Annotated in this window: 11 protein-coding genes; all 11 read right to left on the bottom strand. The window is 75.8% G+C overall.

Translation table 11 applies throughout. From position 1 onward, the window contains the following. Positions 1 to 80: 80 nt before the first annotated feature. The gene (locus ACSMXR_RS34495; protein WP_473170725.1) at positions 81 to 1853 is read right to left on the bottom strand and encodes an ABC transporter ATP-binding protein; all 1773 of its coding nucleotides are present in this window, start codon (positions 1851 to 1853) and stop codon (positions 81 to 83) included. After that, on the bottom strand, positions 1850 to 3589 hold the full coding sequence (locus tag ACSMXR_RS34490; protein ID WP_473170724.1) for an ABC transporter ATP-binding protein/permease: 1740 nt from the start codon (positions 3587 to 3589) through the stop codon (positions 1850 to 1852). Before ACSMXR_RS34490 ends, ACSMXR_RS34495 begins: the two co-directional genes overlap by 4 nt. 123 nt (positions 3590 to 3712) lie before the next feature. After that, positions 3713 to 5200: a nitroreductase gene (locus ACSMXR_RS34485; protein ID WP_473170723.1), complete on the bottom strand. Its 1488-nt coding sequence runs from the start codon at positions 5198 to 5200 to the stop codon at positions 3713 to 3715. A 673-nt stretch (positions 5201 to 5873) separates the two neighbouring features. Beyond that, the gene (locus ACSMXR_RS34480; protein WP_473172481.1) at positions 5874 to 7241 is read right to left on the bottom strand and encodes a YcaO-like family protein; all 1368 of its coding nucleotides are present in this window, start codon (positions 7239 to 7241) and stop codon (positions 5874 to 5876) included. Further along, the gene (locus tag ACSMXR_RS34475) at positions 7238 to 8914 is read right to left on the bottom strand and encodes a CocE/NonD family hydrolase (protein ID WP_473170722.1); all 1677 of its coding nucleotides are present in this window, start codon (positions 8912 to 8914) and stop codon (positions 7238 to 7240) included. Before ACSMXR_RS34475 ends, ACSMXR_RS34480 begins: the two co-directional genes overlap by 4 nt. After that, entirely contained in the window at positions 8911 to 9876 is a 966-nt protein-coding gene (locus ACSMXR_RS34470; protein ID WP_473170721.1) for a hypothetical protein, read from the bottom strand. Before ACSMXR_RS34470 ends, ACSMXR_RS34475 begins: the two co-directional genes overlap by 4 nt. Before the next feature lie 165 nt (positions 9877 to 10041). Beyond that, positions 10042 to 10176 carry a streptamidine family RiPP gene (amiA, locus tag ACSMXR_RS34465; RefSeq protein WP_240805756.1) on the bottom strand — a complete coding sequence of 45 codons (135 nt, stop codon included), beginning with the start codon at positions 10174 to 10176 and terminating at the stop codon, positions 10042 to 10044. A gap of 88 nt (positions 10177 to 10264) precedes the next feature. Next, a complete protein-coding gene (locus ACSMXR_RS34460; RefSeq protein WP_473170720.1) occupies positions 10265 to 11170 on the bottom strand; it encodes an ABC transporter ATP-binding protein in 906 nt (301 codons plus the stop codon). 97 nt (positions 11171 to 11267) lie between these two features. Then, positions 11268 to 12326 (bottom strand): FecCD family ABC transporter permease, encoded by a 1059-nt coding sequence (locus ACSMXR_RS34455; RefSeq protein ID WP_137227929.1) that lies wholly within the window; start codon positions 12324 to 12326, stop codon positions 11268 to 11270. Next, positions 12323 to 13492 (bottom strand): FecCD family ABC transporter permease, encoded by a 1170-nt coding sequence (locus tag ACSMXR_RS34450; protein ID WP_473170719.1) that lies wholly within the window; start codon positions 13490 to 13492, stop codon positions 12323 to 12325. Before ACSMXR_RS34450 ends, ACSMXR_RS34455 begins: the two co-directional genes overlap by 4 nt. Further along, complete coding sequence (locus ACSMXR_RS34445) at positions 13489 to 14469, bottom strand: ABC transporter substrate-binding protein (protein WP_218523726.1); 981 nt, start codon at positions 14467 to 14469, stop codon at positions 13489 to 13491. Before ACSMXR_RS34445 ends, ACSMXR_RS34450 begins: the two co-directional genes overlap by 4 nt. Positions 14470 to 14588 lie beyond the last annotated feature (119 nt).

The following is a 14588-nucleotide window of genomic DNA, read 5'->3' as shown; positions in this document are numbered from 1 at the left end:
CCCGGGGCGGAGCTGCTTCCTCGCCAGGCGCCTCGGCCGCTCGGCGCCTCAGCCGCTCGGCCCGTCGGCCTGTCGGCCGCTCAGGAAAGAGCTGCCGTTTCCTCGCGGGCGAAGAGGCGGGCCAGCGGTCCGCCGGCCCGGATCAGCTCGTCCCAGGTGCCCTCCTCAACGATGCGTCCGCCCTCCAGGACCGCGATCCGGTCGGCCCTGCGGACGGTGGCCGGGCGGTGGGCGATCACCAGGGTCGTCCGGGTGGCGGAGTCGGCCGCGAGCGCCCGGGCCAGTTCCGCGTCGCCCCGGTGGTCCAGATGCGCCGTCGTCTCGTCCAGGACGAGCACGCGCGGGCCGCTCAGCAGCCCGCGGGCCAGCGCCACCCGGGCACGCTGGCCTCCGGACAGGGTCGCGCCGCGCTCGCCGACTGCGGTGTCCAGCCCGTCGGGCAGGGCGTCGGCGATGACGTCGACGCCGCAGATCCGGGCCACCGCGCCGACCTCGTCCGCCGTGGCGTCCGGAGCGCCCAGACGGAGGTTCTCGGCGAGGGTGCCGTGGAAGAGCGGGGCCTCCTGCCCGACCACGGACACGGTGGCGCGCAGGTCGTCCTCGGTGAGATCCCGCAGGTCGACGGGGTGCGCGGGGTCCGGGGGCACCAGCTCCACGGCGCCTTCGGCCGGATCCCAGTACCGCGCCAGGAGGTGGGCGCAGGTCGACTTGCCCGCCCCGGACGCCCCGACGAGCGCCACGGTCTCGCCCGGCCAGACGGTGAGGTCGACGCCGTCCAGGACAGCCTCTCCCCCGTAGCCGAACCGCAGGCCGCGCAGCCGCAGGCCCAGCGGTCCCGGCGGTACGGGGCGGGGCTCGGCCGGGGCGGGCGCTCCGGCGGGGGCGTGCACGGCGGCCCGGACGCGGGCCGCGGCGGCGCGCAGGCCACCCGCACGGCCGAGCGCGGCGGCCGATTCGGCGACCGGGGCCAGGGCGCCCAGGGCGAGGGCCATCGCGGCCGGGGCCCAGGCCCCGTCCAGGCGTCCGGCGGAGGCCGCGTGGGCGGCGGCCGCCACGACCGCGATGACGGCGGCGACGACCAGCAGATCGCGGGCCGCGCCCGCGCCGGTCTCCCAGGACTGTTCGGCGCGCTGGGCGCGGGCGAGCCGACGCCCGGCGGACCGGAGCCGGGCCCGCCTGCGGTTCAGCGCCCCCGCCATCAGGAGCTCGCGCAGCCCGTCGACGCTCTCCACGGTCTCGGACGAGACCTCGGCGAGCGCGCTCCGGGTCCTGGCCCCGCGTTCGGCCCGCCCGCGCGCCTCGAAGAGCGGCGACCAGATCAGGAGCAGCGCGGCGGGCACGACGGCGAGCAGCAGCCAGGGCCCGAGGGCCGCCAGCACGGCGGCCGACACCGCGAAGACCACGCCGGACGCGAGGAGTTGGGCGATGGCGTGGGCGTAGAAGAATTCCAGCGCCTCGACGTCCCCGAGCGCGGTGGCCGCGAGGTCGCCGCTGCGCCGGCCGGCGATCCGGGCGGGCGCGCTGCGGGCCAGCCCGTCGAAGACCCGGACGCGCAGTTCGGCGAGGACCCGGTAGGCGAGGTCGTGCGAGAGGTCCATCTCGCGCCAGGTGGCGAGGGCCCGGAGCAGGACGAGCCCGGCCAGGAGGGCGATGGTTCCGGGGGCGGGCGGGCGGTGCTCGGTGACGGCGGTGCCCACGGTGTACGCGGCGAGCGTGACGAGGGCGACCAGGGCCGCCTGGTCGACGAGGGCGGCCAGGCAGGTGCGCAGCACGGTGGCGCGATGCGCGCCGAGGACCGGGAGGAGCGAGCGGAGGGCGCCGGTCGGTGGGGTGGGAGCCGGTGTCGGGTTCATGCGGCGCGCTCTTCCTGTGCGGTGCGCCCGGCGGCGACGAGTGAGGCGTAGACGCCGCCGCCCGCGAGCAGGGTGGTGTGGTCGCCCGCCGCCGCGACACGGCCCGCGTCGAGGACGACGATGTGGTCGGCGTGGCGTACGGCGTCGAGCCGGTGGGCGACGACGATGCAGGTGCGGCCGCGGCCGGCCGCCGTCAGTTCCCGGACGATGCGCGTCTGGCCGCGTTCGTCGACCGCGCTGGTGGCCTCGTCCAGGATCAGGACGGGCGCGTCGGCCAGCAACGCCCGGGCGAGGGCGAGCCGTTGGCGCTGTCCGCCGGAGAGCGTGGCGCCGCGTTCGCCGACGAGGGTGGCGTAACCGTCCGGCAGCCGGGCGATCTCCTGGTCGATCCCGGCGGTGCGGGCGGCGGCGCGCAGTTGTTCGTCCGTGGCGGCCGGGCGGGCGATGCGCAGGTTCTCCGCGATCGTGGCGTGGAAGAGGTAGGTCTCCTGCGAGACCACGGCGATGCCCCGGCGCAGCGAGGCGAGGGTGTACGCGGCGGTGTCCGTCCCGGCGACGGTGAGGCGGCCCCGGTCCGGGTCCCGTTGCCGCAGCAGCAGGCTCACCAGGGTCGACTTGCCGGCCCCGGAGGGACCGACGACGGCCGTGGTGCGCCCGGGGGCGGCGGTGAAGCTGACACCGTCGAGGGCGGGGCGGGTGCTGCCCGGGTGGGTGAAGTGCACGTCCTCGAAACGGATTTCGGGTGCGTGCTTCCAGGCGGCGGCCACCGTGCCCCGGTCCGGCACGGCGGCTTCGGCGGTGCGCAGGGCGGCGATGCCGTCGGCCGCCGACACCCCGAGGTAGCCCGCGTGCCACTCGCGGGAGAGGTCACGGACGGGGCGGAAGCATTCGGAGGCGAGGAGGAGCAGGAGGTAGGTGCCGGTGGCGGCGGTACGGCCGGTGGCGGCCGAGGAGCACGCCACGAGGACGGCGGCGACCGTGCCGCCCTGGACGGCGAGGTCGGTGAGGCCGGTGTCGACGAGCGAGACCCGGAGTTTGGCGACGGTGGTCCGGTGCAGGGCGGCCGACCGCCGCTCCAGCCGTTCCCGTACCCGGCCCACGGCGCCGGCGGTGCGCAGGGTCGGCATCCCCTGAAGGGCCTCCAGATAGTCGGCGGCGAGGGCTTCGTAGGAGTCCCAGTGCTCCTTGCCGCGCCGGGCGAGCAGCCGGTCCCACCAGCGCGGACCGAAGAGAGCCAGCAGCAGGGCGGGGCCGAGGGCGAGGGCGGCGTACGGCTCGACGAGCGCGACGGCGACGAGCAGCAGCGGCGGAACGGCGCAGGTGATGAGGAGTTGGGGCAGATAGCGCGAGATGTACGCGTCGACGCCCTCGACGCCGTCCACCAGCGTGGCGCGCACGGCTCCGGCCCGCGCCCCGGTGATCGCGGTGGGGCCGAGCGCCCCGAGCCGTCGCAGCAGGGTGTCGCGGAGCCCGACCCGTACGGTGGCTCCCGCCGTGACGGCGATCAGGCGCTGGGCGCGGCCGAGGCCGGCGCGGACCAGGACGACGGCGATGACGGCCGTGAGCAGCGGGGCCAGGGCGGCGGTCCGTCCTTGCGCGATCCGGGAGAGCACGAGGGCGAGCAGGACGGCCTGGGCGAGGTGGGTGGCGGTGACCGCCGCGAGCAGTGCGGTGGCGAGGCCGAGCGGGCGGCGCGCGGTGTTCGCCGCGCGCAGGAGTTCGGGGTGGAGCATCATGGGCGTTCTTCCTCGCCGGGCGGGGCCGTCGGGTGACGGGGTCGGGTGTGCCGTAGGTCGGGTGTGCCGGGGGCGGGTGTCGGAGGTCGGGTTTCGGTTCCTGGACGGGCTGCGGGCTACGGGCTACGGAGGTGAGGCGGGCCGCGATGTACGCGCAGGGGCCGGGCCGCCACTGCCCAGGGCCAGACCGTGCACGATCCAGTCGCGTCCGGGGGTGTCGCCGAGTGCCGCGCCCAGGTCGGCCTGTTGCCAGGAGCCGATGGGGCGCGAGCGCAGGCCCAGTGCGGTGGCGTGGGCCTGGGCCGCGCCGACCGCGTATCCGGCGATGAGGTGGCTGCCGCGCATCGCGGCCGGTGGCGCGTCCTCGGGGCAGCCGTGGGCGAGGAGTACCGCGCCCGCGCTGCCGACCCACTGCTGGCGTGCCGCCCAGTGGGCGAGGGTGGGACGCGCGTCGCCGGAGGCGCGGACATCGAGACCGTGGCTGCCGGGGGCCGATGCGTAAAGGGCCGGGGCGGGGCCGCCGACCGCTGCGGTCCAGGCGGGTCCGGCGGGATGCGCTGTCTGCGCGGTGGCCAGGATCCGGGCGACCAGATCCTTGCCGGGCGGGTGGTTCAGGTCGGCGGGCGGGGCGCTTCGGCGCGCTTCCAGAACATCGTCGGTCACCGGCTTCGGGCGCACGGCCGGGTACCAGGTGCCGCCGGGCAGCTCGGGGGCCCGGGCGATGTGATCCAGCAGGTGCCGTACGGCGGCGAGTTCGCGGGGCGGGGCGGTGTCGGCACCGGGTTGCGGCGCAGGGGCTGCGGCCTGAGGCAGCTCCGCCCAGGCGCTCAACGCCCCTTCGGGGTCCGCTGACCGGCCGCCCCGGTGCACCAACCGGACTACTGCCAGCGGTAGTTCCGGCTCCGTGCCGGGCCAGGTGTCCTGCCAGTCCGGGGCACGAGGCAGTCCGGCGGCGGCGGACAGCAGAGCGGCGTCCGCGTCGAGGCAGACCCGCACGCCGAGGGCCGAAGACGCGGCCAGCGCCAGCGCGGCGGCGGCATGGCCCGTGTCCAGGAGCAGCAGCGGCCAGGCCCGGTGACCGTAATGGGCGACGGTACGGGATACGGCCACGGTGAGGACGACGAGCGCGCCCGGGGGTACGTCGGCGGGGGCCGGGCCGCGCGGGTGGGCGCGGTGCGTGCGCGGGTCGTAGGCGTAACGCCCGGGCGGCAGCGAGCACCCCGACCCGAGCAACAGGTGGGCGCGCACCGGGTGGAGGGCGCCCGCCGAGGGAACGGGCCGCAGCCTGCCGGGTGTTCGGGCGGGCGCGGCAAGGGACAGCCGCAGCACGCGGTCGAGGTCGAGGTCGATGGAGCCTTCGGCCATGGCTCCGGTCCCGGCCACGGGCAGCCCGGGGCCGTTCCACGGGAACGGACGCTCCGGAACGTACGGGGAGAGGGCGGGGACACGCGGCGAGCGGGCGTCCGCAAGTGCCTGGCGCAGGAAGCCCGGTGCGGCGGGCCGGGCGTCGGCAACGAGGTCGCCACCGAAACCCGGCTCCGGGGCTCGGCCGGAGGAAGAGACCTCGGGAGGCGTGGCGGTCGGGCCGGTGACACGGGCAGCAGATGGCACGGCGGGCTTCCCTGGAACGTGGGCGGTGGTCCGTGCGGCGCGCGCTCCGGGGCCACCTGCATCGGGCCGCGCGGCATGTGGCGCGGGTCGGACCTCGGAGGGAGGCAGGCCGCACGGCGCGGTAGACGCCCCGGAGGCGGATGCGGCGGGACACGCGGCAACCGGTCGGACGACGGGTGTGGCAGGCGGCACGGCGGGCATCCCGGGAGCCGGCACGTCGGGCAGCGCGGCCCGCACCCCGGGAGCGGCGATGTCGGGCAGCAGGGCACGCGCCCCGAGGGCGTGGACGGTCGGCCGGACCGGCGCCGGTCCGGCCACGGGAACGACAGGCGGCACACCGAACGCCCCGGGAACGGACCCCGCCGCCCCGACCGCGCACGCCCCGGCAGCGGGGGCGACAGGTGACACACCGAACGTCCGGGGAATGGGCCCCGCCGCCCCCACCCCGCACGCTCCCGCAGCGGGAACGACAGGCAGCTCGGCGCCCGCCCCAGGAACGAGCCCCGCGGCCCCCGCAGCAGGCGCGTCCGGCAGCTCGGCGCCCGCCCCGGAAGCAGGCGGGTCCGGCAGCACGGAACGCGCCGCCAGGGCAGGTACGGCGGGCTGCGCGACGTCTGCCCCGGAGGCGGGCGCGGCGGTTCGGTCCGGTGTGTCGGGCATGGGGCACGCTCCTTCACATGTGCGGTGGCGGGGCGAGGGTGAAGTCCTCGGGGTCGGCCGGGGGCCGGGATCGCCACCCCCGGGCGAGCGCCGCGTCCGCGAAGCGCGGGCAGCCGAAGTAGCCGAAGGCCGCCGGGGCGTTGGGGATCAGGCCGGAGACCAGGACGCGGGCGACGCGCAGCGTGGTCTCGGCGACGTCCTCCGTGGTGAGGTCCGCGGTGATCACCCGGTGCCCTCCGGCGGCGAGCGCGGCGTCCAGCGCCGTGCGGCTGCCGGGGGCGATCCCGGTGACGGGGACGACGCCGAGCGCGGGTTCGGTGAACCGGCGGGCGAGCGGGGCCATCCGGTCGTCCAGCCAGACCTGGACATGGGCGCCGAGGTCCCGGACGGCGGCGAACTGGGGTCCGCAGTCGTCGACATAGCGCCGGTCGGCGCGGTGATCGAGGTAGAGGCCGCGGGCCAGCATGCCGGCTTCCACCGCCCGGTACACCCAGCCGTCGGCGTCCACCGCGCCCTGTGTGAACACCCACGTGTGCACGGCCTCCAGGACGGCCTTGCGGGCCGCCTCCGCCGGGTCGTACCGGCAGGCGAACCCGGCCGCGTGGATGCCGCGCCCGGGATCGTGCACGAGGGCCGCCACACACGGGGCGAACTCCGAGGGCATCTCCACGATGTGCACGTCCAGACCGCAGCCGGCCAGGTCCTCGGTGAGTCCGGGAACGCTCGCCGGGTCGATGCCCCGGGTGGGTCCGTCCAGGTGCCACCACAGCTCCAGCGCGTCCCGTTCGACGACTTCGAGGAGTCCGCGCTCGACGGCGTCGTCCAGGCCCTGCCCGGTGGCGATACCGGCGTAGTTGAGGTGGTGGGTGCGGGGCAGCGAACGCAGCTCGCCCTGACGCCAGTTGAGGTGGGTCAACGCCACGGGCGCCCAGCACGGCTCCCCGTCCTCGACAGCCTGGGTCCACAGCACCGGTGTGTCGTCGGTGAGTTCGGCGTACGGGAATCCCTGCCGGCCGTACTGCCAGGGTGCGTACGCGGGCAGAGCGCCGGGCCCGTAGAGGCGGTGGCCCTCGGCGGCCAGTTCGGCGGCGGTGGCCCGCCGGGGTTCCTGCGGGTGGCCCGGTGGCGGGAGGCGGTTGCCGCAGTAACGCTCGACGGCCTCGGCCACCGCGGCGATCCACGCGCCCCGGGGGTCGCCGAACGTCGTGCCGAGCGAGACCCGGTCGGCGGGCCAGGCGCCCAGCCGACGGGCGTCGGCGACGTCCGCGGTCATCGCGGTGTAGCGGGGTGGCGCACCCGTGGGGTGCTCGACGGGGGCGACGTCCCGGATGATCCCGGTGACGGGATCGACGAGGGCTTCGATGGGCAGGGCGCTGGTCAACGGCATATCTCCGGTACGGGCTCGACGTAGCGGCGTCGGGCGACGACGGGCAGGTGGAGGGCGCTGCCCCGGGGGTTCACGGTGCGGTGGGAGGTGACGAGCCGGGTGGCCGTGACCGGGTCCTCGCCGGTGTGCGGGTTACGGGCGTGGGCGGGGAAGTGGTGTCCGGCGATCTCGGCCCGCAACCGGGTTCCGGCGGGCAGCCGACGGCCCAGCGTGCCGAGCGGCACGGTGATGTCCGCGGCTTCGCCGGGCGGGCCGGTACGCCGGACGATGCCGAAGGCGAGCGGATCCGCGCGGCCGGACGGGTCGAGTGCGGTGAGGCGTACGGCCCAGTCGGCACAGGGGGTGTCGGCCATGACGTTGATCCGGGCGGCGGCGGCTCCCGCCAGGTCGAGCGGGCGCGGCAGCGGCGGCGAGAGGAGCAGACAGCGGTCGGCGCGGTCACCGCCGGCCGGGACGGCGAGGCCGTCGGAGCGCACGGGGCGGTCCGGGTCGGCGCTGAACTCGGCTCCGTGGAGCAGCCGTAGGCCGGTGGGCGAGTCGAAGGGCCAGGCGACGGTGCGGGCCGGGGCGGTGTCCGGGGGCAGGGCAGGTGCGGCGGGCAGGACGCGTACGCTGGCTGCGGCCGAGGCGCGGGCCGCGGCATCGGTGGTGACAGTGCGGCGATCGCGGTCGCGGTGACTGTCCGGCGACGGAGGCCGGGGTGCGCTCCGCGCCCGCGTGCTGTGCCAGCGGCCGCTGTCGCCGAGGGCGATGACCCCGTGCCGCGTCGGCTCCAGGTGGCCGGCGAGCGCGGCGCGGGCCCACCGTACGTACAGCGCACCGAGGTTGACGCGGGCGCGGGCCGGGGCGGCCGGGTCGGCGGTGAGACGGTGGCCCCAGGGACCGAGCAGCAGCCGGGACGGGCCGCCCCAGGCATGCCACAGGGCCACGGTGTCCTCGGCGAAGGGGTCACGGGTGCCGCCGACGGCCAGCAGCGGAAGGCGGGCGGCGGAACCCTGTGCGACGAGCCGGCCACGGCTCCGACCGGCCCAGAGCCGTGGCCAGGACGGCAGTTGGCGTCCCAGGCCCTGGGCCAGCCGATCCGCCAGGCGGGCGATCGGGAGGTGTTCGAGCAGCCGGGGGTCGTCCGCCAGGGCGCGGTCCAGCGCGTCCGGGTCGGAGTCGCGACGATCGCCGTGGGCCGCCCACCAGCCGGCCCGGGCCCACAGCCTCTCCGGGCCCCCGGGCTCGCGCGCCGTCTCGGTGAGCCCGAGCGCGGGGACGGCGGCGATGACGGCATCGGGGACTCCGTCGCGAAGGGCTCCGCCGGCCGTGGCCAGGGCGGTGACGAGTGCGCAGTGCGCCGCGTAGGAAGCGCCCGCGGCGACCACCTCACCGCTGCTCCACGCCTGCGCGCGCACCCACGCGACGGTGGCCGCGCCGTCGGTCTTCTCGTGGCCCCGGTACGGGTGCCACTCCCCCGGTGAGCCGTGGCGGCCGCGTACGTCCTGGGCCAGGGCGGCGAATCCGTGGGCCGCCCAGCCGCGCAGCTCGGCGCGGTGGGCGTCGCGCCCGTACGGGGTTCTGATCACGACGGCGGGCCGGGGGCGAGTCCCGTCCGGAAGGCATACGTCGGTGGCGAGCGCGATGCCGTCGGGTGTGGGGACGTACACGGTACGGGTGTTCACCGGCGCGCCTTCACGGTTACGGCCTCGGCGCGGGCGGTCACCGGTGTGGGGGCGGGCAGGGGTGCGACGTCCGGGACGGGGAGGACGGGGTGCTCGGTGACGGTGAGGTCCCGCAGGTCGATCCGGCGCAGCCGACGGCGGGGCGGGAGACCGGTGGGCCCGCTCGGCCCGAATGAGGTTTCGGCGCCAGCACCGACACCGGCACTGCCACCAGGTTCTATTGCGGCACCGGCTTCGCCTTCGGCCCACGCGATCAGATCGGCGGTGAGGAGCCCGGCGATCAGGGCGGCGGAGGCCTCGGTCGGGTGCGGTCCGGTGTCGGGGGTGCGGTGTCCGGCCCAGTACGCGGCGAGCTCGCGATGGGCGGCGGTGGCCGCGAGTCTGCGGAGACGGACGTGCCGGGCGGTGACGTCTCCCGGGGCCGAGGCGGGCGGCTCGGTCCAGACGTGAGCCCCCTCGCGGTGGCACCGCAGCCAGGCGATCCCTTGCCCGGGCAACCGGTCCGCAGCGTCCCAAAGCCCTTCGGGTACGGGCGAGTCGAGGCACCACACCACGGCGACGCGCCCCTCGGCGCTCGGGTCCGAGGTCGCCCTGGCCAGTTCCGCCACGCGGTCCGGGGTGGTCTCGTGGACCTCGGCCCCTTCCGCCCCGGCGCAGCGCGCCACCGGGCCGGTGAGTACGGGGTCGCCCAGGACATGGACGGTGCGACCGGCGAGCGGGGCCGGGGGCGGGCCGGACACCGCGTGCCCGCCCTCCTCGAACGCCTCGACGAGCACGGCGAGTTCAGCGGCCTGCGCACCCTCGTCCGGCGCCTTCTCTCCCACCAGCCGGCGCACCAGGGTCTCGGCGTCGACACCGCCGGTGTCGATGCGCAGGAACTCTCCTCCGGAGGTCCGGAGCACGGGGCCCGCTCCGGGGGCGGTGACGATCCCGGTGCCGGGAGCGAGTCGACTGCGGGTCACGGAATCCTCCGGTGCGGCGGGACGGGATACGGAATGCGGGGACGGGATGTTCCGGGGAGGGAACGGGGGCAGCGGGGGTGAACGGGGCGGGCCCGCCCGGGGAGTCACCGGGCGGGCCCGCCCCCGCGCTACGCGGGGAAACCTGCCGTCAGCGGCAGGCTTCGCTCACTTCTCGCCCGCGGTGTCGGCCTCGACGGCGTCGTCGAAGGGGTTCTCGACGAGGGCGTTCGAGTGGGTGGCGGACAGGTGGGCGAGCTGGCCCTGGTCGGCGATCGGGCTGAACACCTTGTTGTTCTCCATGAGGTGGAGTCTCCATTCGGTCGGATCGGATGGGTGTGGATCACGGCGGTGATGCGTTGATGCGTTCGTGCGTGCCGCAGCACAGACACTAATGAATATGATTTTCATTCCGCAATAGCTGGAGCGGTTCGAGAGGGTGATCTGGGTAACAGACGGGCCAGCCTCCCTCGCTGTCGATCCCCACCCGGCCGTCCACGCCCAGGACTTCGGCCAGCAACTGCCGGGTGACCACCTCGGCCGGGGGCCCGTCGGCGGCGACGCGGCCCTCGCGCAGCGCAACGATCCGGTCGGCGAACCGGGCGGCGTGGTTCAGGTCGTGCAGCACCATCACCACCGTCAACCGGCGCTCCGCGCGCAGCCGTACGACCGTCTGGAGCACCTCCAGCTGGTGCCGCAGATCGAGATACGTGGTCGGCTCGTCGAGGAAGAGCACGCGGGCGTCCTGGGCCAGCGCCATGGCCAGCCGCACCCGTTGGCGTTCGCCCCCGGACAGCGCGTCCACCGGCCGGTCGGCCCAGCCGGTGACGCCGACGTCCGCGAGCGCCCGGGACGTCACCTCGTCGTCGCCCTCCCGCAGCATCCCCAGCGGACCCCGGGCCGCATAGCGCCCTTGCCGCACCAGCTGACGTACGGTCAACCCCGGTACGGTCGGCGCCGATTGATGGAGCAGGGCGACGCGTCGGGCCGCGGTGCGGCGGGGCAGCCGGGCCACGTCGTCGCCTTCGAGCAGGACGCGGCCACCGCTCGGGGCGAGGAGTCCTGCGGCCAGTTTGAGGAAGGTGCTCTTGCCGCATCCGTTGAGCCCGATCAGGGCGACCAGTTCGCCGGCCCGGATGCTCAGGTCCACCCCGCGCAGCACCATGCGTCCCGGGTAGCCGAAGGCCAGCCCTTCCGCGCGCACGACATCCGGGCCGGGCGTCGCGCGGGACTCCGCACCCGGGCCGGGCCCCTTCGCCGGGCTCGTGTCCACTTGTTCGGTCAGGCCTTCCGGCATGCCGGCCTCCTCATCCCTGTACCTCTGTTCCGTCCACGCCAACGCTCATGCCCTGTGTCCATGACGACCTGCCGTGTCCGCGCCTCGCTGCCCGCCGTCATCGCTCGTCCGCCCTTCGCCGTGCCACGACCATCAGCAGCCCCGCCCCCACGAACGTGGTCAGTGCGCCGACCGGAAGGGTCAGCCGGTCCGCTTCCAACGCCGTGGCCAGCAGCCGGGACAGCAGTTGGGCGGCGGCGTCCGCCCCGCACACCACCGCCGCACCGAACAGCGCGGCGCCCGGGAGCGTGATGCGCAGGTCGGCTCCGAACACGGCCAGCGCCAGATGCGGCACCAGCAGTCCCACGAAGCCGAGCGCGCCCACCGCCGAGACCGCGCCGGCTGTCAGCGCCACCGCGCACACGAGCGCGGCGCCCCGGCCCCGGCCGGTGGCCAGACCCGCCGCCGCGGCCTGTTCGTCGCCGCAGCGCAGCAGGGTCAGCGGTCCGGCGAGCAGCCAGGCGGCCGCACCCCAGAAGGCGGCCCACGGCCAGAGCAGATTCCAGTGCTGCCACACGCGGCCCTCGGTGGAGCCGATCAACCACTGCACGACGCTGCCGAGTTCACCGGGAGCCACCAGAAGAACGACGGCGGTGAGTCCGGCGAGCACCGCCGACACCAGGACCCCGTAGACAGCGGTCTGCTCCGGGTCGCCCCGGTCCCGCCCGGCGAGCAGCCACAGCAGCCCCGCTCCGGCGAAGCCGCCGACGCAGGCCGCCACGACCACGGCCGTGGGGGACTCCCAGCCCGCGAGGCCGAGGCCGGTCGCGGCCACCGCGCCGAGCACCGCACCGGGCGTGACGCCGGTGACCTCGGGTCCGGCCAGCGGGTTGCGCAGGGCCGACTGGAGCACGAGCCCGGCCACTCCGAGGCAGGCCCCGGCGACCAGCGCCACCAGCAGCCGTGGCAACCGCAGTTGGAGCACGATGTGCTCGGCGGTGGGGTCGCCGCCGGCCCCGAGCAGCACGGCCCGTACGCCTTCGGGGGTGACGCCTCGGCCGGCGAACAGATCCGCGCAGGCGACCACCGCGACGAGTACCGCCAGGCCGCCCATCCGGATGGCCGGTGCGCGCAGGGCGCGGCGGGCCGGTCCGGGCACGGCATCGAGGAGAGTCATCGTTCCGCCTTCCGCAGGACGGGAGCGGAGACGTCCGGCGGACCCCCCGGTGCGGACGGGATCCCCGACCCGGGTGAACTCCCCGATGCGGAACGACTCCCCGGCACCGGCAGGCCCACCGGAACGGCCGCACTCCCCGGTTCGGGCGAACCCCCGGACGCGGACGGGGCCCCAGGCCCCGGGTCCCCGGCCGGCCGCCTCCCCTGTTTCAGCAGCACCACCCCGACCGGCACCCCGACCAGGGCGGTCCACGCGCCGACGGGCGTCTCGACCGGGGCCAGGGCCAGCCGGGCCGGCTGGTCGGCGCAGAGCACCACGATCGCGCCGCACACCGCCGACCGCACGAGCCACCCGGCCGCGCCGCCGTCCGGGCGGAGGCGGCGGGCCAGGTGCGGGGCGAGGAAGCCGACCCAGGCCACCGGACCGCAGACCGCGACGACGGGGGCGATGAGGACGATGGCGATGCCCAGCGCGGCCACCCGTGCCCTCTCCACCCGTACGCCCAGCGCACGGGCGTCGTCGTCGCCGAGGCGCAGCACCCCGAGCACCGGTACGCACAGCACCAGCGCCGGAACGGCCACGGCGAGCCAGGGCAGCAGACCGGTGACGTCGTCCCAGGTGCGGGCGGACAGACTGCCCAGCAGATAGCGGTAGATGAGCTGGAGGTCGAGCTGGTCGGCCATGACCATCAGCACCAGCAGTCCCGCCTGCAGCGCGGCCGCGACGGCGGCTCCGGTGAGCAGGACGGCCGACGGGCTCCGCCCGAATCCGGCGGCGACCAGCGTGAGCAGACCGCCGAGCGCCGCCCCGCCCAGGGCGAGGAACGGCTGCAGCCCGAGCGGGACGGACAGCGCCAGGACCAGCGGGGCCGCGACGCCCAGGGCGGCGCCGGAGGAGACGCCCAGCATCTCCGGCACGGCCAGCGGGTTGCGCAGGGCCTCCTGGAGGACGAGGCCCGCCGCGCCCAGGCAGGCGCCCGCGAGCAGGGCCAGGACCATGCGGGGCAGCCGCAGTTCGGTGACGACGAGCCCCGCGAGCCCGTCGGACCCCAGCGCGGCCGGGAGCCTGGCGGGTGGGACGTACGGCGTGCCGAGGCTGAGCGCGCAGACCGCGCTCGCCAGGGCCACCGCGCCCAGGCAGAGCAGCGCGACGGGCGGACGCCTCACCGCAGTGCGGCCGTCGCCTCGTCGAGGACGACGCCCAGCGACCGGGTGCCGCGCCCCTTGGCCCACACCTCGGAGTCGACCTCGATGACCTTGCCGTTCTTCACGGCGGGGATGCGTGACCAGAGGGGGTTCTTCGCCAGTTTGTCGGAGAGCTTGCCGTCCGGGGCGCCGAAGGACAGGGTCTCCACGAACAGGACGTCGACGTCCCGGGCGAGGATCTCCTCCAGGCTGTAACTCCCGTCCACGCCACGGCTCTTCCACGGGTAGTGGGAGATCTTCGGGAACAGTCCGGCCGCCACATCGGTCTCCGGGGTGGCCACGCCGAAGTTCTCGTCGCTGCCGTAGACGATCAGCGCGGTCCTGTCGCTCTTCCGCTTCTCCGCCTCCGCCAGGCGGGTGCGGAAGGTCTTCTCGGCCTTCTCGCCCTGTTCGGTGCGGCCGGTGAGCGCGGCGAGGTCCCGCAGGTAGCCGACGCTGTCCTGCCAGGATCCGGGCTGGACCGGCCAGAAGGTGGTGGCGCCCTTCAGCGCGGGGGCCAGCTTGCCGTGCGTGTCCTCCAGGCCGATCACCAGGTCGGGACGGTGGGACAGAATCGCCTCGACCTCGGGGCTGAGGAAGCCGCCGGGCACGACCGGCACCTTCGCCGCCTCCGCCTCGCCCAGGAACTCCGGGTGCGCCAGCACCTGGGAGTTGGTGGCGGTCGGGGTCATGCCCAGCTCGACGAGGATGTCGTCGCAGAGGGCGACCAGGCAGACGATCTTCTCGGGCGGCTTCGGCAGGGAGACCGTGACGCCCTTGGCGTCGGTGATCCGGGTGGTGGCCTCGATGGGCCGCACCTCCGTGCTCGTACGGGCTCCGGCACCGGCCGCCGCGGCCGGCTTCCCGGTGTCGGCGTTCTCCGTCCCGCAGCCGGCCAGCAGGCCGCCCAGTACGGCGATCGCTGCCCAGCGTCGGACTCTCAGCGCGGTTCGTGGCATCGGCGGTACCTCAACGTTCCTGTGTGGTCCCGGGGATGCGGCAGTGGCGGCGGAGCCCCGGGAGCATCCCCGCCACAAGCCGAAACCTTACACATGATTATCATTTCCAATAAAGTCAG

The sequence above is a fragment of the Streptomyces sp. DSM 106670 genome, assembly GCF_055792845.1.
Note: the sequence above shows the minus strand (reverse complement) of the source record. Positions and strands in the feature narration are given on the sequence as shown.